The 20,991-nt window shown below is 64.7% G+C and carries 23 protein-coding genes; 16 read left to right on the top strand and 7 right to left on the bottom strand.

The window, feature by feature from the left end:
* The first annotated feature begins 1 nt into the window (after position 1).
* From ACVWY3_RS28545 to ACVWY3_RS28575, 7 genes are all read left to right on the top strand, one after another.
* The gene (locus ACVWY3_RS28545; protein WP_456841444.1) at positions 2 to 739 is read left to right on the top strand and encodes a response regulator; all 738 of its coding nucleotides are present in this window, start codon (positions 2 to 4) and stop codon (positions 737 to 739) included.
* 413 nt (positions 740 to 1,152) lie between these two features.
* The gene (locus tag ACVWY3_RS28550) at positions 1,153 to 1,764 is read left to right on the top strand and encodes a sigma-70 family RNA polymerase sigma factor (protein ID WP_456841445.1); all 612 of its coding nucleotides are present in this window, start codon (positions 1,153 to 1,155) and stop codon (positions 1,762 to 1,764) included.
* 329 nt (positions 1,765 to 2,093) lie between these two features.
* On the top strand, positions 2,094 to 2,792 hold the full coding sequence (locus tag ACVWY3_RS28555) for a cytochrome c biogenesis CcdA family protein (RefSeq protein WP_456841446.1): 699 nt from the start codon (positions 2,094 to 2,096) through the stop codon (positions 2,790 to 2,792).
* A 29-nt stretch (positions 2,793 to 2,821) separates the two neighbouring features.
* Positions 2,822 to 3,409 carry a thioredoxin family protein gene (locus ACVWY3_RS28560; RefSeq protein WP_456841447.1) on the top strand — a complete coding sequence of 196 codons (588 nt, stop codon included), beginning with the start codon at positions 2,822 to 2,824 and terminating at the stop codon, positions 3,407 to 3,409.
* Positions 3,410 to 3,493: 84 nt separating this feature from the next.
* A complete protein-coding gene (locus ACVWY3_RS28565; RefSeq protein ID WP_456841448.1) occupies positions 3,494 to 4,468 on the top strand; it encodes a hypothetical protein in 975 nt (324 codons plus the stop codon).
* Between the two features lie 207 nt (positions 4,469 to 4,675).
* The gene (locus ACVWY3_RS28570; RefSeq protein ID WP_456841449.1) at positions 4,676 to 5,269 is read left to right on the top strand and encodes a L,D-transpeptidase; all 594 of its coding nucleotides are present in this window, start codon (positions 4,676 to 4,678) and stop codon (positions 5,267 to 5,269) included.
* An 86-nt stretch (positions 5,270 to 5,355) separates the two neighbouring features.
* Entirely contained in the window at positions 5,356 to 6,393 is a 1,038-nt protein-coding gene (locus tag ACVWY3_RS28575) for an amino acid ABC transporter substrate-binding protein (RefSeq protein WP_456843480.1), read from the top strand.
* Positions 6,394 to 6,665: 272 nt separating this feature from the next.
* On the opposite strand, the gene ACVWY3_RS28580 is transcribed toward ACVWY3_RS28575, so the two are convergent.
* Positions 6,666 to 7,805: an acyl-CoA dehydrogenase family protein gene (locus tag ACVWY3_RS28580; protein WP_456841450.1), complete on the bottom strand. Its 1,140-nt coding sequence runs from the start codon at positions 7,803 to 7,805 to the stop codon at positions 6,666 to 6,668.
* A 122-nt stretch (positions 7,806 to 7,927) separates the two neighbouring features.
* Entirely contained in the window at positions 7,928 to 9,127 is a 1,200-nt protein-coding gene (locus tag ACVWY3_RS28585) for an acyl-CoA dehydrogenase family protein (RefSeq protein ID WP_456841451.1), read from the bottom strand.
* Between the two features lie 136 nt (positions 9,128 to 9,263).
* On the opposite strand from ACVWY3_RS28585, the gene ACVWY3_RS28590 reads away from it, so the two are divergent.
* Positions 9,264 to 9,809: a carboxymuconolactone decarboxylase family protein gene (locus tag ACVWY3_RS28590; RefSeq protein WP_456841452.1), complete on the top strand. Its 546-nt coding sequence runs from the start codon at positions 9,264 to 9,266 to the stop codon at positions 9,807 to 9,809.
* 190 nt (positions 9,810 to 9,999) lie between these two features.
* Positions 10,000 to 10,494 (top strand): VOC family protein, encoded by a 495-nt coding sequence (locus ACVWY3_RS28595; RefSeq protein WP_456841453.1) that lies wholly within the window; start codon positions 10,000 to 10,002, stop codon positions 10,492 to 10,494.
* Positions 10,495 to 10,515: 21 nt separating this feature from the next.
* Here the strand turns inward: ACVWY3_RS28595 and ACVWY3_RS28600 are convergent, their stop codons facing one another.
* A complete protein-coding gene (locus ACVWY3_RS28600) occupies positions 10,516 to 11,100 on the bottom strand; it encodes a DUF2938 domain-containing protein (protein ID WP_456841454.1) in 585 nt (194 codons plus the stop codon).
* Positions 11,006 to 11,881: a class I SAM-dependent methyltransferase gene (locus tag ACVWY3_RS28605; protein ID WP_456843481.1), complete on the bottom strand. Its 876-nt coding sequence runs from the start codon at positions 11,879 to 11,881 to the stop codon at positions 11,006 to 11,008. Before ACVWY3_RS28605 ends, ACVWY3_RS28600 begins: the two co-directional genes overlap by 95 nt.
* A gap of 74 nt (positions 11,882 to 11,955) precedes the next feature.
* Here ACVWY3_RS28605 and ACVWY3_RS28610 point away from each other — a divergent pair, with 74 nt between their 5' ends.
* A complete protein-coding gene (locus tag ACVWY3_RS28610) occupies positions 11,956 to 12,414 on the top strand; it encodes a helix-turn-helix domain-containing protein (protein ID WP_456841455.1) in 459 nt (152 codons plus the stop codon).
* 108 nt (positions 12,415 to 12,522) lie between these two features.
* Here ACVWY3_RS28610 and ACVWY3_RS28615 read toward each other — a convergent pair whose 3' ends face one another.
* Positions 12,523 to 13,752 carry an MFS transporter gene (locus tag ACVWY3_RS28615; RefSeq protein WP_456841456.1) on the bottom strand — a complete coding sequence of 410 codons (1,230 nt, stop codon included), beginning with the start codon at positions 13,750 to 13,752 and terminating at the stop codon, positions 12,523 to 12,525.
* A gap of 294 nt (positions 13,753 to 14,046) precedes the next feature.
* Complete coding sequence (locus ACVWY3_RS28620; protein WP_456841457.1) at positions 14,047 to 15,294, bottom strand: MFS transporter; 1,248 nt, start codon at positions 15,292 to 15,294, stop codon at positions 14,047 to 14,049.
* Between the two features lie 197 nt (positions 15,295 to 15,491).
* On the opposite strand from ACVWY3_RS28620, the gene ACVWY3_RS28625 reads away from it, so the two are divergent.
* Positions 15,492 to 17,558, top strand: coding sequence for a prolyl oligopeptidase family serine peptidase (locus tag ACVWY3_RS28625; protein WP_456841458.1), 2,067 nt, complete (start codon positions 15,492 to 15,494; stop codon positions 17,556 to 17,558).
* 41 nt (positions 17,559 to 17,599) lie between these two features.
* Here the strand turns inward: ACVWY3_RS28625 and ACVWY3_RS28630 are convergent, their stop codons facing one another.
* Positions 17,600 to 18,274: a DUF938 domain-containing protein gene (locus ACVWY3_RS28630; RefSeq protein ID WP_456841459.1), complete on the bottom strand. Its 675-nt coding sequence runs from the start codon at positions 18,272 to 18,274 to the stop codon at positions 17,600 to 17,602.
* Positions 18,275 to 18,525: 251 nt separating this feature from the next.
* Here ACVWY3_RS28630 and soxX point away from each other — a divergent pair, with 251 nt between their 5' ends.
* From soxX to ACVWY3_RS28655, 5 genes are read left to right on the top strand one after another with little or no spacing between them, the layout of a single operon-like run.
* A complete protein-coding gene (soxX, locus tag ACVWY3_RS28635; RefSeq protein WP_456841460.1) occupies positions 18,526 to 18,879 on the top strand; it encodes a sulfur oxidation c-type cytochrome SoxX in 354 nt (117 codons plus the stop codon).
* 25 nt (positions 18,880 to 18,904) lie between these two features.
* Positions 18,905 to 19,396, top strand: a complete 492-nt coding sequence (soxY, locus tag ACVWY3_RS28640) for a thiosulfate oxidation carrier protein SoxY (protein ID WP_456841461.1) — start codon at positions 18,905 to 18,907, stop codon at positions 19,394 to 19,396.
* Between the two features lie 15 nt (positions 19,397 to 19,411).
* Positions 19,412 to 19,723 carry a thiosulfate oxidation carrier complex protein SoxZ gene (soxZ, locus tag ACVWY3_RS28645; RefSeq protein WP_456841462.1) on the top strand — a complete coding sequence of 104 codons (312 nt, stop codon included), beginning with the start codon at positions 19,412 to 19,414 and terminating at the stop codon, positions 19,721 to 19,723.
* Positions 19,723 to 20,586 carry a sulfur oxidation c-type cytochrome SoxA gene (gene soxA, locus ACVWY3_RS28650; RefSeq protein ID WP_456841463.1) on the top strand — a complete coding sequence of 288 codons (864 nt, stop codon included), beginning with the start codon at positions 19,723 to 19,725 and terminating at the stop codon, positions 20,584 to 20,586. Before soxZ ends, soxA begins: the two co-directional genes overlap by 1 nt.
* On the top strand, positions 20,583 to 20,888 hold the full coding sequence (locus tag ACVWY3_RS28655; RefSeq protein ID WP_456841464.1) for a hypothetical protein: 306 nt from the start codon (positions 20,583 to 20,585) through the stop codon (positions 20,886 to 20,888). The genes soxA and ACVWY3_RS28655 overlap by 4 nt, the downstream gene beginning before the upstream one ends.
* The last annotated feature ends 103 nt before the right edge of the window (positions 20,889 to 20,991 follow it).

Below are 20,991 nucleotides of genomic sequence, written 5' to 3' on the forward strand. Positions count from 1 at the left end.
CATGACCCAAAGCCAGCACATCATGATCGTCGACGACGAGGCCCCGGCCCGGGAGATGGTCGGCGATTACCTCAAGATGCACGGCTTCACCGTGACGCTGTGCGACGGCGGCAAGTCGCTCCGCGCCGCGATCCAGGGCAGCATGCCCGATCTCGTCGTGCTCGACCTCAACATGCCCGAGGAAGACGGGCTCTCGATCATCCGCGACCTCAAGAGCCGCATCAACGTGCCCGTCATCATGCTCACCGCGACCGCGAGCCCGATCGATCGCGTCGTCGGTCTCGAGCTCGGCGCCGACGACTACGTCGCCAAGCCCTGCGAGCTGCGCGAGCTGATGGCACGCATCCGCTCGGTGCTGCGGCGGAGCACGCCGGTGAAGGCCGCAGCAGCGGAGACGGCGGCGGCGAAATCCGACAAGGACCAGCTGGTGCGCTTCGGCACCAAATGGCTCGATCTCGAAGCCCAGGCCTTGCGCGACGACGAGGGCAACGAGCATCCACTGACCGCATCCGAGTTCGGACTGCTCAAGGTGTTCGCGGCCAATCCGAAGCGCGTGCTGTCGCGCGAGCGCCTGCTCGAGCTCGCCAATGCGCGCGACGCCGAAGCCTTCGACCGCGCCGTTGATCTGCGCATCATGCGTATCCGCCGCAAGATCGAGCCCGACCCGACCAAGCCCGCCGTGATCCGCACCATCCGCGGCGGCGGTTATCTGTTCTCGCCGGCGGGCGAGAAGCCGTAGGCGCTAACGGCGCGCCAGGTGCCGTAGGTGGGCAAAGCGAAGCGTGCCCACCGTTCTCTCCACACTTGCGAAAAGATCGTGGGCATGGCGCCTCGCGCCTTCGCCCGCCCTACGAGATCGCCGTCCTGGCTGCGCGTGTCGCCCCGAGACGACGGCATTGGGTGCGGCGCAAGCGAACGCAAGAGCCCGAAATTCGTTCCTGCCCCGCCAAATCGCGCAGCCCGTAGTTTCCGTACATTGAAATTCCACGACTTTTTGCCTCGAATGTTTCGTCGCGTCCCTTTCGACGAAACAATTCGGCGGCGCACGAAACCATTTTCCGCTTTTCGTGCAGACGTCCCGAAACGTTGGCTGATTAACACTTTGGTCCAAGGAAACGCCGCTCGGTTGCGGCGCACCGGGGAGCTAAGTCAATGCCGAACGTCATCGCCATCAACGCCCAGGCCAGCCAGAGCATCATTGCTGCTCAAGCGACCTCGGACGACATGCTTCTGGAGAGCATTGCCGACGGCAACCGGACGTCCATGCACATCCTTTATTGCCGACACAATGTGCGGGTCTACCGCTTCATCCTGCGCATCGTGCGCGATGCCACCACGGCGGAAGACCTCGTCAGCCAGGTGTTTTTGGACGTGTGGCGGACCGCCCGGCAATTCCAGGGCCGCTCGCAGGTGTCGACCTGGCTGCTCTCGATCGCCCGCTTCAAGGCGCTGACCGCGATGCGCCAGCGCCGCTTCGAGGACATCGACCAGGAGGACGTGCGCCAGATCCCTGACGACACCGACACGCCGGAGACCTCGCTCGACCGCAGCGACACCAGCGCCATCCTGCGCGCCTGCGTCGCAAAGTTGTCGCCCGCGCATCGCGAGATCATCAACCTCGTCTACTATCACGAGAAGTCGGTGGAGGAGGTCGGGCGGATCATCGGCATCCCCCAGAGCACGGTGAAGACCCGCATGTTCTACGCCCGCAAGCAGCTGGCCGATTTGCTTAAGGTCGCTGGCGTCGACCGTTTCGCTGCATAAGCTTAAGTATTTTGAAGGGGATAGGACCGAACTTCAGGCCCTTTCCCCGGACACGGAAGTGTTACCGCCGACGAAACAATTGAAACGAAGCACAACATCAGGCGGAAAAACTCGCCTCCTATAAAGCTCACATACGGTTCTCGTTAAACCTCCCAAGGACCTCCAGCGACCCGGACGATGCCCCCGTCCGGGTCGTTTTTATTTGGGATTTGAAGGCAGTTCTGACCGCATCGTCGTCGTGGCGGTCGCCCGTCACGACTGCGTGACACGGCGTAACGACCGCCGCATCCAATCCGAACTGCCCTCGTGATCTCCATCACGAGGGCTCCATGCTCGAACTCCTGTTTGCTGTTCTCGCCGGCATCCTCACCATCGCCGCGCCGTGCACCTTGCCGATGCTGCCGATCCTGCTTGGCGCCTCGATCGGGCGCGCGGGGCATCTGCGGCCAGCGATGATCGCGCTCGGCTTCGTCATCTCGTTCTCGGCCGTCGCGCTGCTGCTCGGCGCGTTCACGCGGGCATTGGATTTCGATCCGAACGTGCTGCGCGAGGCTGCCGCGATTCTCCTGCTCGGGTTCGGCCTGCTGATGCTGTGGCCAGCGCCGTTCGAATGGCTGTCGATCCGGCTGAATGGCTGGCTCGACCTTGGCGCGGCGAGCGGCGTGCAGCGCGAGGGTGCGATCGGCGGGCTCGTGCTCGGCACCACGCTGGGCCTGGTCTGGACGCCCTGCGCAGGGCCCGTGCTCGGCTCGATCCTGACGCTGGTTGCGACCTCGAAGAACCTGGCCTGGGCCGGCACACTGCTGGTGGCCTACGCGATTGGCGCTGGGGTCCCGATGCTGGGAATAGCCTATGGCGGGCAGGCCGCGACGACGCGGGTGCGCAGCCTCGCGCGGATCTCACCGCGGCTGCAGCAGGGTTTTGGCGTCATCGTGATCGCTTTCGCGGTCGCCGCCTATTTCCAATACGACACGCTGATCGTGGCCTGGCTCACCGGCTTCTATCCCACTGGCCAGATCGGCCTGTGATCCCTCGCATCTCAACGGAGAACACGTCCATGACTGTCAAGCTGCTCGCCGTTTCCGCCGCCCTGGTCGGCATGGCCGTCACCGGCGCCATCATTCCCGGCATCTGCGACGAGGCCGTGCGCGCAACGCCTGTGGTCGCCGCCGCAGCAGCGCCGATCCAGGTCGCGGCCGCGAGCCGACAGGCCGCACCCGACTTCACCGGCATCAACACCTGGTTCAACTCGAAACCGCTCAGCATCGCCGACCTGCGCGGCAAGGTCGTGCTGGTCGACTTCTGGACCTATGGCTGCGTCAACTGCGTCAACACCCTGCCGCACGTCACCGAGCTCTATGCCAAGTACAAGGACAAGGGCCTCGTCGTGGTCGGCGTGCACACGCCGGAATTCCCGTTCGAGCGCTCGGCCTCCAACGTCCAGGCCGCGCTGAAGCGCCACGGCATCACCTATCCGGTGGCGCAGGACAATGACTCCAAAACCTGGAACGCCTATCGCAACCAGTATTGGCCGGCGCAATACATCATCGACCAGAGCGGCAAGATCGTGTTCCAGCACGAGGGCGAAGGCGCCTACGACCAGATCGACCGCACTGTTGCCGGGCTGCTGAACGCCAACAGCTGATGCTGCATCCGCGGCATTCGGTTGCAGCTTGACTCGAAGGACCGGTCCATGGAGTTTCGCGGGCGACGGAATCAGCCGCCCGCAATGGACGACCCGACCACCAGCACCGACATCCGCCTTCGTGAAGGCTCCTCGATCGCGCAGCGGCTGGTCATGGCCGGCTCGGCCGCCGCCGTCGCGCTGTGCTTCACGCCGGGCCTGTTCACGCACGATTTGCTGGAGGTGATCATCTCGGTGGTCGCGCTGCTCGTGGGAACAGGGTTCGTCGTCGGCATCATGATGGCGCCTGCGGTGGTGTGGATCATCACGCCGAACGAGATCTTGATCGGGCAGCAGCGTCCGTTCGGAAAGCTCAAGACGCGGGTCGTCGGGAAGGGAGACATCACGGGGTTGCAGGTTCCGGGCAGCAAGCGGGTGAAAGCCCGCTTTCAGCTCGTCTTCACGCTCGCGTCCGGCGAGCGCCTGACCTCCCCGCCGATCTCCGACGTCACGCATGTACACGACACCGTGGCGCGGATCGCCACGCAGTTCGACGTCCCCAATGTCGAGGCACCTCGCAATCCGCTCGATGCCAGCAATCCCGAGATGCATCTCGGCGAGCCGCTCGAGGCATTCTCCGCGCGGGACATCCGCATCGTCGCACTGATCGCCGTCGCATTGTCCGCCGTGCCCTACGCCTACAAGCTCTGGCGCGGATGGCCGCCCAGCCATGTCGACATCCTGCTGCTGCCGCTCGGCGCGCTCGCAGCCTTCGCCGTCCATCGCTATGCCAACCTCGCGACCGGCGCGTTCTGGATCATCCGCGAGAGCGATATCCGCGTCGAGCGCCTATGGGGCGACGGCACGCCGCGCGTTGACCACATCGAGGGGCCCGACGTGAAGACGATCAGTGTCGAGCGCCGCGGCCGGTCGGAGGACGAGCACTGCATCGTCACGATCCGCCTGCACTCCGGGCGACGGTTTCGCAGCCCCCGCATCGGCTCGCGGGTCGAGGCCCGCGCGGTCGGGACCGAGATCGTGCGGCGGCTCGGGATCGCGGCGGAGAGCAATAAGATTTAGCTGCGGGAGAGGGAGCTCACCTCCCAAGCGGCCACAATCTAAGCTTTTCGCGCCATCCCCTGTTCGTGGCATTGCTCCGGGCGCGTCAAAAAACCATAGGCATTCTCGTGACATACCAGCCGGGCGCGCCATCGACTTGCCATGAACTTGGCCCTGAGATTTGATGGTTCCGAATGATTTGCGCTGTGGCAGCGGGGAGAGCTTCACATGACCGATTTTCGTCGCCTGACCGGGACGTTCTTGGCCGCGATGGGACTGATCCTGTCCGCACCGCAGGCCTTCGCCCAGCAGCCCGACCGTGGCGACGAGCCGGGCCTGATCGCCGATGACAGCTACCAGCTCGATCCGGAATGGCAGAAGCAGGTGGTCTATTTCCGCACCACCGAGGCGCCGGGCACCATCATCGTCTCGACCGCCGAACGGCACCTCTATCTGGTGCAGCCGGGCGGGCGCGCGATCCGCTACGGCATCGGCGTCGGCCGCGATGGCTTCCAGTGGCAGGGGCTGGTGACCATCACGAACAAGAAGGAATGGCCGGACTGGACGCCGCCGCCGGAGATGATCCAGCGCCAGCCCTATCTGCCGCGCTTCATGGCCGGCGGCCCCGGCAACCCGCTCGGCGCCCGCGCCATGTATCTCGGCACCACCGTCTACCGCATCCACGGCACCAATCGCCCCGACACGATCGGTACCAAGGTGTCGTCGGGCTGCTTCCGTCTCGTCAACAACGACGTCGCCGATCTCTACGATCGCGTTCCGGTTGGCACCAAGGTGATCATCCGGCAGAAGCCTGAGCTGTAATCCTATCGCTCGCGCATGATCCGTCCGGATCATGCTCTGCGCCCTCCTCAAGATTCCTTTTCCCGATTTTTCGAGAGAGCAACATGATGCGCACATTTCGAGGCGGCCTGCTGATCGGGCTCGCGGTCGCCGTGCTGGTCGCCGTTCTGGCCATCGCCTATGAGTTCTACGACACCCGCACCCTGAAGCGCACGGTGCGCCGCGGCGAGGTGCTGTGCGGCGTCAACAAGGGCCTGCCGGGCTTCTCGATCCCCGACGACAAGGGCAACTGGACCGGCTTCGACGTCGATTTCTGCCGCGCCGTGGCGGCTGCCATCTTCAACGATCCAAGCAAGGCCAAGTTCGTGCCGCTCGATGCCAGCGAGCGCTTCAAGGAATTGCAGAGCCGGAAAGTGGACATCCTCTCGCGCAACTCGACCTGGAGCATGGCGCGCGAGCTCGACTACGACCTCTATTTCCCGGCCGTCGCCTATTACGATGGCGCAGGCTTCATGCTGCCGCGCGCGCGCAACAAGGAGACCGCGCTGGACCTGACCGGCAGCAAGGTCTGCGTGCAGGCCGGTACCACCACCGCGCTCAACGTCGCCGATTACTTCCGTGCCAACAACATGAAGTATGACGAGGTGAAGTTCGACAAGCTCGACGACGTGGTGAAGGCCTACGACACCGGCAAGTGCGACACGCTCTCCGCCGACGTCTCCCAGCTCTATGCGCTCCGGCTGAACCTCTCCAAGCCGGGCGACCACATGATTCTGCCGGACATGATCTCCAAGGAGCCGCTCGCCCCCGTCGTACGCCAGCGCGACGACGACTGGATGATGATCGTGAAGTGGACGCTCTACGCCATGATCAACGCCGAGGAGCTCGGCGTGTCCTCGGAGAACATCGACGAAGCCCTGAAATCGAAGAAGCCGGAAGTGATGCGCCTCGTCGGCACCGAAGGCAATTACGGCGAGCAGCTCGGCCTCACCAAGGACTGGGTGGTCCGCATCATCCGCCACGTCGGCAATTACGGCGAGATGTACGAGCGCAACATCGGCGAGAAGTCGAAGCTGAAGATCCCGCGCGGCATGAACCAGCTCTGGAACGCGGGTGGCGTGCAGTATGCGCCGCCGATGCGGTAAGGCGGTCTCACACCGTCATTGCGAGGAGCGCAGCGACGAAGCGATCCAGACTGTCTCCGCGGAAAGATTCTGGATTGCTTCGCTGCGCTGGCAATGACGAGATTGGGACAAGCGCTCTCCACACTCTCAACTGTCATCGCCCGGCTTTGACCGGGCGATCCAGTATTCCAGAGACGTCAAACGTATGCGGAGAGGCCGCGGCGTACTGGGTCGCCCGGTCGAGCTGGGCGACGACACCGAGGGTGTGGCGCGCCTCGCGCCCCAACCGCGCCTCAATACCCCCGCGCCCGCGCCAGCTGCTCGGTGTGGTAGTTGGCATCGCCGAACAGCTCCTCGCACACCCGCGCACGCTTCATGAAGAAGCCGATGTCGAACTGGTCGGTCATGCCCATGCCGCCATGCATCTGCACGCCCTCCTGCACGGCGCGTGTGGCGGTGGTGCCGGCGCGGGCCTTGGCCACGGCGACGCTCGATGCAGCCTTGGCGACGTCGGCGTCCAGCGCCTGGAGCGCCTTCATCGTGGCAGCGCGGGTGATCTCGATGTCGATATAGAGCTCGGCGGCGCGGTGCTGCAGCGCCTGGAATTCGCCGATCAGCTTGCCGAACTGCTTTCTGTTCTTCAAATACTCGACGGTGCGGCCAAACACTTCGTCGCTGAGACCGACCATTTCGGCTGCGACCGCGCCGCGGCCGATATCGAGCACGCCGTCGAGCAGGCTCGCGCCCTGATCGACCTCGCCGAGCACGCTGTCGGCATTGACCTCGACATTGGCGAATTCGATTCGCGCCGCGTTGTGCGAATCGACCATGATGGTGCGCTCGATGGCGACGCCCCTGGCCTTGGGGTTGACCAGAAACAGCGTCAGGCCGTCGCGCTCGCCGGCGGAGCCGGCGGTGCGCGCGGCGACGATGAGCAAGTCGGCGACGTGGCCGTCAACCACCAGCGCCTTGGCGCCGGAAAGCTTGAAGCCGTTCCCGGCGCGCACGGCCTGCAGGTTGGTCTGGAGCGGGCGGTGCTTGGCGCCCTCGTCGATCGCGAGCGTCGCGAGCAGCGAGCCGTTCGCAATCTTCGGCAAGGCTTCCGACTTCTGCGCAGCGTTGCCGCCGCGGTTCAGTGCGGAGGCCGCGACCACGCTGGTGGCGAGGAAGGGCGACGGCATCAGGGTGCGGCCGATCTCCTCCATCACGATTCCGGCCTCCATGACGCCGAGACCGGAGCCGCCGAACTCTTCGGGCACCAAGAGGCCGGCAAAGCCCATCTCGGCGAAGGAGTGCCACAGTTCCTTGGAGAAGCCGACGGGATCCTTGGAGTCGCGCAAAGATCGCAGGTGCGACACCGGCGCCTTGTCGCTGATCAGCCCGCGCGCTGAGTCGCGGAGCATGGATTGTTCTTCGGTGAGGACGAGGGCCATGTGCAAAGTCTCTAATGTCTCTGAAATTTGTTGCTGTCATTCCGGGGCGCGCGACAGCGCGAACCCGGAATCTCGAGGTTCCGGGCTCGTCGCTACGCGACGCCCCGGAACGACGCAAAGCCTCACGCCCCCGGCAAATCCAGGATGCGCTTGGCGACGATGCCGAGCATTACCTCGGACGTGCCGCCCTCGATCGAGTTGGCTTTGGTGCGCAGCCAGGCGCGCGGGCGGGCGCCTTGCTTGGAGCGCTCGCTCTCCCATTCCAGCGCATCGACGCCGCCGGCCGACATCAGGATCTCGTAGCGGCGCTTGTTGAGTTCGGTGCCGTAATATTTCATCGCCGAGGAGAACGCCGGATGCGCCTGCCCGGCCTTGGCGAGATCGACCGCACGCTCGGCGCAAGCCGCGAGCGCGGCTTCATCCACGTCGAATGTCGCGATCTGGCCGCGCAGCATCGCATCGTCGAGCCTGCCTTGCGCGTCGGTGCCGACCGAGTCGGCAGCGATCTGGCCGAGTGGACGGCCGACGCCGCGCTCGCCCATGCCGGAGATCATCGCGCGCTCGTGCTGGAGCAGATATTTTGCGACGTCCCAGCCGCGGTTGACGGTGCCGACCACATGCGACTTCGGCACGCGGACGCCGTCGAAGAAGGTCTCGCAGAACGGCGAATAGCCGGAGATCAAGAGGATCGGCTTGGTCGAGACGCCCTTCGAGGTCATGTCGAACAGGATGAAGCTGATGCCGTCGTGCTTCTTGGCCGCGGGATCGGTGCGGACGAGGCAGAAGATCCAGTCGGCGTAGTTGGCGTAGGACGTCCAGATCTTCTGGCCGGTGATGATGAAGTCATCGCCGTCGCTCTCGGCGCGGGTCTGGAGCGACGCGAGATCGGAGCCGGCGTTCGGCTCGGAATAGCCCTGGCACCAGCGGATCTCGCCCGCCGCGATCTTCGGCAGATGCTCCTGCTTCTGCGCCTCATTGCCGTATTTCAGCAGCGCCGGCCCGAGCATCCAGATGCCGAAGCTCGACAGCGGCGGGCGCGCGCCCATCCTGGCCATCTCGGCGCGCAGCACCTTGTGCTCGGCGGCGCTGAGGCCAGCGCCGCCATATTGCTTCGGCCAATCCGGCACGGTCCAACCCTTGTCGCGCATGCGCTCGAACCAGATGCGCTGCGGCTCGGACGAGAACTTTGCGTTGCGCCCGCCCCAGAACACGTCGGCGTCCGACGTCACGGGCTTGCGCATCTCCGGCGGGCAGTTGGCTTCCAGCCAGGCGCGCGTCTCGGCGCGGAATTTCTCGAGATCGGCTGTCTCAGTCTCGCTCATGGTCGTTTCCATCAATCAAAATCGACGTGTTGGGCGGGACTCTGGGCCATCGCACCGTGGAATTCAACCACTTCCGTGCCGCGCATCGGCTATAGTCTCCCTCACGGCGAGGCTTGAAAACAAATGGGAAACCAGAATGCGCCTAAAGCTTCTTTCGCCTGGCGAAATGAACGAGAGCCAGCGGCAGACCTATGACGAGTCGATCGCCGGCAAGCGCGGCAAGCCGCCGGCGCCGATGATGGCTTGGCTCAACAGCCCGGAGATGGCGCGCCATGCGACGCGGCTCGGCGAAGTGCTGCGCTTCGATACGATCTTTCCGGCAAAACTCTCGGAGATCGCGATCCTGGTGACGGCGCGGCACTGGACCGCGCATTACGAGTGGTATGCGCATAAGCGCCTTGCGCTTGCGGGCGGCATGGATCCGAAAATCATCGACGCCATCCGCGACCGCCGCACGCCCGAGTTCGACGATCCCATGGCTAAGACGATCTACGACCTCGCGAAGTCGCTGCATGAGGGTCACGGCGTCGAGAAGGGCCTCTATGATGAGGCGGTGAAGCTGCTCAGCGAGCGCGGCGTCGTCGAGGTGATCGGACTGTGCGGCTACTACACCATGGTGTCGATGACGCTGAACACGTTCGAGTTCGGCTTGCCCGAGGGCGAGGTGTCGGAGCTCAGCTAGCGGGGTGAAAATTGAGTGCAGTCGGCGTTTACCTCTCCCCGGCGGGGAGAGGTAAACCTGCGCCTCGGCCGGCACCGAACCATCAATTCAGCCCAATGGATTTCCCGTTCGGAAACGCTGGGTTTCGGGATCAACCGGTAGCGCCGTCCCGAAGCGCGGCCTATGTGGAGTTCAGAAACGGAGCAGCCACATGTCGCAATCATCCGCCATCGCCGCCGGTACCAGGATCGGCCACGTCCATCTCAAGGTCGCCGATCTCGATCGCGCGCTCGGTTTCTATTGCGGCGTGCTCGGCTTCGAGCTCATGCAGCGGATGGGATCGGGCGCGGCCTTCATCTCGGCCGGCGGCTATCATCACCACATCGGGCTCAACACCTGGGAAAGCAAGGGCGGCTCGCCGCCGCCGCCGGGCACGACGGGACTGTTCCACACCGCCATCCTCTATCCGACGCGCCCCGCGCTGGCGGATGCGCTGCACCGGGTGCTCACGGCCGGCATCGCGCTGGATGGCGCTAGCGACCACGGCGTCAGTGAGGCGCTGTATCTGCGCGATCCCGACCAGAACGGCGTCGAGCTGTACTGGGACAAGCCGCGGGAGCAATGGCCGTTCGGGGAGGATGGGAAGCTGGCGATGTTCACGAAGCGGCTGGATGTCGATGCGCTGCTGAAGCAGCGCGAGCGGTGAGTGTGTGTGCGGCGGTCGCGCTCAGCGCAGGAATCTCATGACCCATCCCGCGGCATAGAGGCCGAGACCGAATATTGCATGCGTGAGCAGGGTGTTGAGACGCACCATGTTTGGACGTGGCGCCCGCCGCGCCGCAAGGCCGAGCCCAATGCCTGGTTGCATGATCAGGAAAGGAGCCGTTGCGCTACCGATCCCCACGATCATTGCGGGACCGATCGCCGGGGAACGCAGCCAATCGAGTCCCCAGATGGCGAGCAAGATCGCCGCGAACACGATGCCGATCAGGTAGTGAGCGGCCCATCCGATCAGGCGTTCGCCGCGAACCGATGCCGCCGCCGCGATAGCTTTATGGAAAAATCGACCACGCGCCAGGTGGATCAACCAGCGACCAACGAGGCCGTAGTCGAGCGAAGGGATCGCAAAGAGGTATGAGCGGACGAGCGCCCAAACGTCGGTCGCGGCCGTCGCGGCGCAGCCGACCAGGACAGCGCATGTCAGGAGATCCAGTACTCTAGGCATCTGGCACCTCGCCAGAAGCAGCGGATGGGGTCTCTGCATCGACCATCCAGCATGCGGCGGTGAAGCAGATCGCGTCTTTCTGGACATAGCCGTCGAAAGCCGGACGCACCGCCTCGACGATTGTCCGACGTAGCTGGGGATCCGCATCCTGCAGGATCGTTCCGACAGGGCCGAGCCAGCTGATGTAGCGAACGAGCTCGCTCGCAGGAAAGCTGCAAGGGATGTCGACGGCCCGAATCTCGATCCGCGTCCATCCGGCCGCCCGCAGGATGCGTTCGATCCGGCGCGGATCGGCGAAGGCGAACTGACCCGGGCCGTCCGGGCGGCGGGCCGGAAGTTCCGGCAGGAGAGGCGCGGCGGCGCGCTCGGCCGTGGTCATGAACGGAGTCTCTGCTGCGCTTCGCCAGGCAATGAAGCGCAACCTGGCTCCTTCGACGGTGGCGCGCCTCAGATTGCCGAATGCCGCGATCGGATCCGCGAAGAACATGACGCCCAGGCGCGAGACGATCGTATCGAAGCTCCCGGGCTCAAATTCGTAGCTCTGCGCATCGCTGCAAACAAAGTGGGCTGGCGTGCCCTCGTGCCGTGCACGGCTGAGGGCTGCTCCAATCATCGGCGCCGAAATGTCTATTCCCACGGCGCGGCCGTGCTCGGCGAGTCTTCGGGCAATGGCCACCGTGACGCCCCCGGTGCCGCAGCCGACGTCGAGCACGCGGCGCGCCGCTCCCGCCGGTACGACCTCGCAAAGGGGCGCCTCGAACTGGCGGAACATCTGGTCGAGAATGTCTTGCGCTTCGGTCCAGGCGCGCCCGGCCGGCCCGTTCCAGAGCCTCATCTGCTCGTAATCTGTTTGTTGCACAACGTTCATGGTCAACTCCCGTCTTGCCTGGCCGCGTCGGACCACTGCATAGTGCCAGTTCAAGTTGACTTGAGGTCAAGAGGATGAAGACGATCGACATAGCGGAGGTGGCGCAGAGCTCCGGCATTCCCGCTTCAACGCTGCGCTTCTATGAAGAGAAGGGATTGATCACCTCGATCGGAAGGCGCGGCTTGCGTCGGCTGTTCGATGCAGGCGTGATGGAACGACTGGCACTGATCGCATTGGGACGCTCAGCCGGATTCTCGCTCGACGAGATCGCCCGGATGTTCGGACCTGACGGGCGGCCGCGCATTGATCGTCGGAAGCTGGCGACCAAGGCCGAGCAACTGGACGGGACAATCCGCAGATTGATCGCCATGCGTGACGGGCTGCGGCATGCCGCCGTCTGTCCCGCCCCAAGCCACATGGAATGTCCGACATTCCGCCGCCTGATGCGGGCGGCGACATCCGGCGCAATCGAACGAAAGTTCGCGGTGCCGCAGCCGTTGCACGGAACGACCAGCAAGCGTCGCGCGCGCTGAGCCGCAGCCTAAAGCGCGATGAGATTGGGATGAATCGTCATCGCGCTTTAGGTTGTTGTTTGTGCATGATCTTTTCGGAAAACCGCTTCGCATTTTTCCGGATCATGCCTAGGCGACGTCTCGCCCCCGCACCAGGATCAGCGCCGCGGCCGCCACTTCCAGTACGATGCAGAGATAGAACGGCAGCACATAGCCGCCGGACCAATCGCGCAGCAAGCCGACGACGCCGGGGCCGAACGCGTAGGTCACCTGGTTGATCGCCGTGTTCAGGCTGATCAGCACGCCGAACGAGGCGGGGGCGAACTCCTGCTGCACGATCAGCGACGGCAGCGTGATGAGGTTGCCGACCGAGAAGCCGAACACCGCGCAGGCCGCGATCAGCACGTAGTCGTTCTGCACATTGATGACGACGCACAGCGCCGCCGCCTGGCTCAGGAACGACAGCGCCGAGGCGAGCCGCTGGTTGAGGCGGTCGATCACGAGCGAGAACAGCACGCGGCCGACCACCGCCATTGCCGTCAGCACAGCAACCGCCATCGCGGCCCGCTCGCGGCCGACCACGGGATCGAGGAACGAGATCAGGTGAACGATGAAGCCGACCTGCGCGAACAGCACCAGCGCAAAGGCAATCGTCACCGTGAGGAAGCCGACATCGCGCAGTGCCCAGGCGCGGATCTCCGTCGACGATTGCGGCTTCGCTCTTGCCGCCAGCTGCCAGCCGTGAAGATCGGGCGGGCGGCCGACGACGAGCAGGATCACCGGAACGAGCAACACCAGCATGGCGCCGGCGGCGGCGTACATCGCGCCGGCAAAGCCGATACGGCCGATCAACATCACCAGCAAGGGTACCCCGACGATGCCGCCGAAGCTGGCGCCGTTCAGCGCAAGGCTGATGGCCATGCCACGCTTGTGGTCGAACCAGAGGCTGATCGTGTTGGTGATCATGGCGAGACTCGTGCCGGCCCAGCCGAAGGCAAGCACGGCGTCGGCGAGATACAGCTGCCAGGGCTCGCGCACCGCGCCGATCGCAACCGAGGCAGCCGCCATCGCCAGCGTGCCGGCGATGAGGCAGATGCGCGGGCCATATTTCCGGACGGCTTCGCCGACGAAGACGACCAGCAGCGCGCCGAACAGATAGAAGAATGTGGTGCCGGACGAGATCAGCGAGGCCGGCCAGCCCCGCGCGCGCTGGAGCTCGGCGACATAGACGCTCTGACCGTAGAAGCCGAGCCCCCAGCCGAAGGTCGCGAGCAGGAAGCAGACGGCGACGATGCGCCAGCCTTCGTAGCGAAGGGAGGATTCCTCAATTGGAATTGTGTGGCGGGGATTGTTGAGCATTTCTTTGCTCCTCGCCGTCATTCCGGGGCGATGCAAAGCATCGAACCCGGAATCTCGAGATTCCGGGTCACCCTTCGGGTGCCCCGGAATGACGGTGGAAATTGAAGGACCATTGATGGCCTGATGAGCCTGTTCATGACGGCCATCATGTAACGACGCCGACCCGAAATCACTTCGAGCTGGATCGAACTATCGACGCTGCTGACAATCTCCCGCCAACTAGTTGCGCATGGCCTTGTCGGAAAACCGCTGCGCACTTTGAGCTAACGCGGCCCTTCGGGTCCGGATCATGCGTCACACCGCGTCCGGGAACTCGCCCATGGCCGCCTCCAGCCGCGCCTTGCGGCGGCGTGCCCAGGAGACCAGCGAGAGCACGGCAAGGCCCAGCACCACCGGCGGGAACACCACCATGTTCACCGCGGACCAGCCGAAATTGGCCAGCAGCTGGCCAGAGGAGAACGAGCCGAGCGCCATCATGCCGAACACCAGGAAATCGTTGAAGGCCTGCACCTTGTTGCGCTCCTGCGGCCGGTGCGTCTCGAGCACCAGCGCGGAGGCCCCGATGAAGGAGAAATTCCAGCCGACGCCGAGCACGATCAAGGTGGCCCAGAAATGCATCGCGGTGAGGCCGGAGAGGCCGATGCCGGCGGCCCCCGCTTCCAGCAGCAGCCCGGCGGCGACGATTCTCGGCGCGCCGAAGCGCGCGATCAGCGCACCAGTGAAGAAGCTCGGGCCGTACATGGCGACGATGTGCCATTGAATGCCGAGATTGGAATCGGACACGGACAGGCCGCACATCTTCATGGCGAGCGGCGCCGACGTCATCACCAGATTCATCACGGGATAGGAGATGACGCCGCATAGCGCCGCTGCGATGAAGCGCGGCTGGGTCACGATGGTGAGCAGCGGCCGGCCGCCGTGCAGATCGGCCGGCCCGGGCTTGGGCATATCGACGCCGGCGACGATGCCCATCGCCACCAGTGCGACGCCGGCCTGCACCAGGAAGCTGAAGGCGAACAAATAAGGCGACCAGACGTCCATGGTCCATTGCACGAGCTGCGGGCCGAGCACGCCGGCGAACACGCCGCCCGCCATCACCCACGACACGGCCTTGGGCCGATAAGCGGCGCTGGCGCCATCGGCGGCGGCGAAGCGATAGGACTGCGCCACGGCGCCGTAGAGGCCGCCGAGGAAGGTCGCGAGGCAGAACAGCGCGAACGAGCCGTGCAGGATGGCGAAGCAGCCGAGCAGACCCGTCAGCGCGCCAAGGCCGGTGCCGACCACGAAGGCGGCGCGGCGGCCGAAGCGGCGCGAGATCGCGCCGGTCGGCAGCGTGCCGGCGGCGAGGCCCACCACGTACATCGAGATCGGGACTGTCGCGAACGACATGTCGGGTGCGAGCGTGGCGCCGACGATCGCGCCGGTGGCGAAGATCACCGCCGAGTTGGCGCCGGTCAGCGCCTGCGCGGCCGCGAGGCGCACCACATTGGCACGCACGCGTGCGTCGTCGGCGATCTCGTTGGCTGTCGTCACGTCCAGCATCGGCTTTTCCGCCCCAAGGGGCTCTCAAGGAGCGCGTTGATTCCCGGCACTATGGAGGGGCGCGGGAGGGCGGACAACCAGCGCAAACGGGCGCGGGCCATGCCTCTGACGCAATCAGGCCGATCATACCGGAGCACGCCCTTGACGGCTTGCGCTCGATCAAATCCTATCCGCCGCCCCTTCCAGGAGTTTCGTCCATGTCCGCCGACGACAGGCCCACGCTTCAAGCTCCCGACGACGATCCCTGGCTGTGGCTGGAGGAGATCGAAGGCAAGCAGCCGCTTGATTTCGTCGAGCGGCAGAATCAGCTGACGCTCGCCGCCTTTGGCGGCGCAGCGTTCGAGCGCGACCGCGACGTCCTCGCCGCGATCTACGATCGTCCCGACAACATTCCCTATGTCAGCCGGCGCGGCCGCGATCTGCACAATCTCTGGAAGGACGCCACCAACCCGCGTGGCCTGTGGCGACGAACCACGCCGACGGAATTTCGCAAAGCGAGTCCCGCGTGGGAGACGATTCTCGATATCGACCAGCTCGCAGCACAGGAAGGCGAGGACTGGCTGCTCAGCCAGATCGCCACGATGCCGGGAAGTTCGCGGGCGATCCTCAGCCTGTCGCGCGGCGGCAGCGACGCGGTCACCTTGCGCGAGTTCGACGTCGCCACGAAGAGCTTTGTCGCTGATGGATTTACGCTGCCGGAGGCCAAGGGCGGCGTCGACTGGCTCGATGCCGACACGCTCTTGCTGTCCAGTGCTTATGGCGAAGGCATGACGACGAGTTCGGGCTATGCGCGGACCGTCCGGCTGTGGCGGCGCGGCCAGGCGGTCGAGCAGGCGAAGGTGATCATCGAGACCGCCGCCGATCACATGATGATCTACGGCATGAGCGACGACACCGGAGCAGCGCCGCGGGTCTGGATCGTCGACCAGATCGATTTCTTCAATCACGCGATCTGGCTGCGCGATGCGGCCGGCGCGACGACGAAGCTCGATCTGCCGACCGGCATCCGGATGCAGGCCCATGGCGACTGGTTCGCGATCAAGCTGCGCAAAGACTGGTCCGTCGAAGGCCGCAGCTATGCCACCGACACTGTGCTCGGCATCTCGCTGTCAGCGTTCCTCGCCGGCAGCCGCGATTTCGCGGTGCTGTTCGAGCCGGCGCCGCGGCGCGCGCTGCAAGGCCTGTTCTGGGCCGCCGGCAAGCTGGTGCTGTCGATACTCGATGAGCTCCAGCCGCGCTTCGACATCTGCACGCCGTCGGCGACCTCATGGAGCCGAAAGACGCTTCCTGGCCTGCCGCAGATCGGCGTCGTCGACGTCTGGCCGCTCGACCGCCATCCCAGCGAGAGCAATGGCGACCTGCTCGCCAATGTGCAGGACCCGCTGACGCCGCCGTCGCTGCTGCTGCTCGAACGCGGCGTCGAAAGCCCGATCGTGCTGAAGCAGGCGCCGAAGACGTTCACCGCCGACGGGCTGATCGTGACGCAGCACGAGGCGATCTCGGTCGACGGCGAGCGCATTCCCTATGTGCAGACCGGGCCGGCGACCGAGACCGGCGATGCGCCGGTCTACATGAGCGCCTATGGTGGCTTCGGGCATTCCGTGAAGCCTTACTACAACGCCGCGCTCGGCAAGCTGTGGCTCGAGCGCGGCGGCACTACGGTGCAGGCGAATTTGCGCGGCGGCGGCGAGTTCGGCACGCGCTGGCACGATGCCGGCCGGCTCGCCGGCAAGAAGCTCTCGCATGACGATTTCGCGGCCGTCGCCGCCGATCTCGTCCGCCGCGGCGTGACGAGCGCAAAGCGCATCGCCGCGCAGGGCGGATCGAACGGCGGCATCCTCATCACCAACATGCTGGTGCGCTATCCCGCGCGCTTCGGCGCGCTGTTCTGCACCATCCCGCTGATCGACATGCGCCGCTACACAAAACTGCTCGCGGGCGCGAGCTGGATCGCGGAATATGGCGATCCCGACAAGGCGGAGGAGTGGGAATGGCTGAAGACCTATTCCGCCTATCACAACGTCAAAGCCGGCCAATCCTATCCGCCAATCCTGATCGCCACCACGCGGCGCGACGACCGCGTCCATCCCGGCCATGCGCGCAAAATGGCGGCGAAGCTGCAAGCGATGGGCTATGAAGCCTGGTTCTACGAGCCGGCCGCCGGCGGCCACGGCTACGGCAAGGACAACAAGGAGCGCGCCGGCTTCGAGGTGATCGGCTTCCGGTTCTTGAAGCAGAAGATCGGGTGGCGGGACGAGAGCTAGCGCCGTCATGGCCGGGCTTGTCGCGGGCACGACGTCCCGAGTTAGCCTCTCGAAAACACCAGCGTCAGATTGTTTGCGGGCATCTCGATGGTATCGACCAAGCGAAGGCCTGCGGCCTTCGCCAGGGTCTCGACGTCGCCGACGTCACGAACACCCCATTCGGGATTGCCTTCGCGTAAAGACGTATCGAACACGGCGTTGCTGAGCGCGGTGTGCTTGCCGTCGCGCTTGAACGGGCCGTAGAGGAACAGCTTGCCGTCGGCGCGCAAATAGCGGCCGGCGCCGGCGAACAGGCCCTCGGCCACGCTCCATGGCGCGATGTGGATGACGTTGGCGCAGAACAAGGCGGCAAGGCTTGTGGGCGCCTGCCCGCTTCGCATCTCCGGACACCAGTCGGGATCGGTGAGATCGATCCGCAGGGGCGGGCGGATGTTTTGCAGGCCCGAATGGACGCGCCAGGCCTCGATGCTCTTCAGATGTCGCTGGTTGAGATCGCTCGGCCACCAGACGAGGCCGGGCGTCTGGCGGGCGAAATGGACCACGTGCTGGCCGGTTCCACTGCCGACCTCGACCACGTTGCCGGTGAGGCCAGCCAGATGCTTTTCCAGCGCCGCCCAGAGCGGCTCGTGATTGCGATGGAAGGCCGGCGCATCGAGCCGCCCGTCCGGTTCGACCCGTCCGCCGTCCCTGCCAAATTCGACGACATATTCAGTCAAAGTGAGGTCCCCTTGAAAAACCGAGAACGCGATGAAAACAGGATGAGCGCCCAAACGCCCTGGAAACAGCCGCCGCCCCATGCCCATTGGGGCCAAATCGACCGAACAAATAATCTCTTCAGTTGCAATGCGGAAGATATTAACTCCAATTTGCCGCGTGCATAGTCTTGATTGTCAGGGGCAGCCCTTTGTGCTTTGGAACGCCTATTTCGCGATCGAGACCATCGCCACAACGCCCTCGGAATGACGCCTTGACCGCCCTTGTCCGGATGCCCGTCCTGTTCCTCCTGCTGGCCATCGCCGCCGGCTTCGCAAGCCCTGCGCAGGCACAATCCGCCGTGACCGAGGGCCAGAAGCTCGCCTTCGACCGCGGCAAGGGCAATTGCCTGACCTGCCACGTGATCAAGGGCGGCGACCTGCCGGGAACGATCGGCCCGGAGCTGAAGGACATCAAGTCAAAATACCCCGATCGCAACGAGCTGGTCGCGATCATCTTCGACGAGACCAAGCGCAACCCGCAGACCATGATGCCGCCGTTCGGCCGGAACCGGATTCTGACCGAACAGGAGATCAGCGCGATCGTTGATTTCCTGCAAACCCTGTGACTTCAGGCATCCCAGGAGAGTTGAGATGACCACCACCACCGGCCCTCTTCCGACCCGGCGCCTGATCCTTCAGGGCGCAGCCGGCGTCGCGCTGCTCGGCCTTGGCAATCTGCCGTTCGGGGCTACGTCGGCGCTCGCGGCGGCGAACGACAAATATCCGGAAGAGGCGTTCAAGCTGAAGAACGAAGCGGACGCGATCAAGGCGCTCTACGGCAAGACCGCCGAGCCCTCGGACAAGATCAAGCTCGATGCGCCGGAGATCGCCGAGAATGGCGGCGTGGTGCCGATCTCGGTGACGACGACGCTCGACAAGGTCACCTCGATCTCGTTCTTCGTGGCCGAGAACCCGAACGCGCTGGCCGCGTCCTACAGGATTCCCGAAGGCACGCTGCCGGGCGTCGCCAATCGCCTGAAGATGGCCAAGACCACCAACGTGACCGCGATCGTCGAAGCCGACGGCAAGCTCTACAGCGCGACCAAAGAGGTCAAGGTCACCGTCGGCGGCTGCGGCGGCTAGGCGAGGGAGATCGACATGGCATCCAGCATTCGCGTCCGCGCATCCGCCAACGGCGACATCACCGAGGTGCAGACATTGATCCAGCATCCCATGGACACCGGTCTCGTCAAGGACTCCAAGGGCGAGCTGATCCCCGCGCATTTCATCCAGCGGCTGAAGTTCGAATGCAACGGCAAGGACGTCTTCGTCGCCGATTGGGGCACCGCGGTCTCCAAGGACCCCTACCTCAAGTTCAGCTTCAAAGGAGCCAAGAAGGGCGACGAGCTCAAGATCTCCTGGATCGACAACAAGGGTGCGTCGGACACGACCACCGCGAAGATTTCGTGATGAAGGCCCGCACCTCGCTCCTGCTTGGCTCGCTCAGCGCCGCGCTGGTCGCGTTCGCGCTGACCTCACCGCACGTGACCGCGGCCGACAAGGTCGATCCGGTTGCCGATGCCAAGGCGTTCCAGAACTTCTTCTTCCAAAAATTTCCGGACGTGAAGCACGAGGATTTCGTCAACGGTCCCTATTCCATGAACGCCGATATGAAGCGGCAGTGGCAGGAGAAAGAGGAATTTCCGCCTTACGAGTTCGCGCTCGATGCCGGCAAGGAGATGTTCGCGACGCCGTTCAAGAACGGCAAGACCTATGCCGACTGCTTCCCGAACGGCGGCATCGGCATTCGCCAGAACTATCCCTATTTCGACACCAAGGAAGGCAAGGTCGTCACGCTGGAGCTCGCGCTCAACCGCTGCCGCGAGGCCAATGGCGAAGCGCCCTACTCCTACGTCAAGGACGAGATGGCCTCGCTGACGGCGTACATGGCCTACACCTCGCGTGGCAAGCCGATGGACATCAAGATTCCCGACGATCCCCGCGCGCTCGCAGCCTTCGAGAACGGCAAGCGCTATTTCTACACCCGCCGCGGCCAGCTGAATTTCTCCTGCGCGAGCTGCCATGTGCAGAGCCCGGGCGAGCGCATCCGCGCCGAGATCCTGGCGCCGGCGCTCGGCATCCTGAACGCGATGCCGATCTATCGTTCCGAATGGAGCGGCATGGGCACGATCAGCCGCCGCTTCGTCACCTGCAACAGCCAGACCCGCGCGGTTCCGCTGGAGCCGCAGTCGGACGAATATCGCGACGTCGAGTATTTCCTGTCCTACGTCGCCAACGGCCTGCCGATTTCAGGCCCGGGAGCGCGGCCATGAAGCTGTCACTACCCTTGGCCATGCTGCTCGCCCTGAGCCTCGCGCCATCCGCACGCGCGGCCAACGAGGCTGACTACAAGGCGGCTTATGCCGCTGCCGAAGCCGCCTCCAAGGAGGCCGCCGGCATGCGCAACCAGTGGACGGTGACCGTATCGGCGCTCGCCGCCGCGAGGAAGGCGGCCGACGGCGGCGATTTCGACCGGGCGGTTGCCGCCTCGAAGGAAGCCGAGGCGCTGGCGAAGGCGTCGATCGTCCAGGCGACGTCCGAAAAAGAAGCCTGGAAGGCCATGGAAATCCGCTAAAGCGCGATGCGATTAGGATCGCCATCGCGCTTTAGCTGTTTGTTTGAGCATGATCTTTTCGGAAAACCGCTGCGCACTTTTCCGGATCATGCTTTAGACTTGA

Source organism: Bradyrhizobium sp. USDA 4486 (assembly GCF_054057995.1).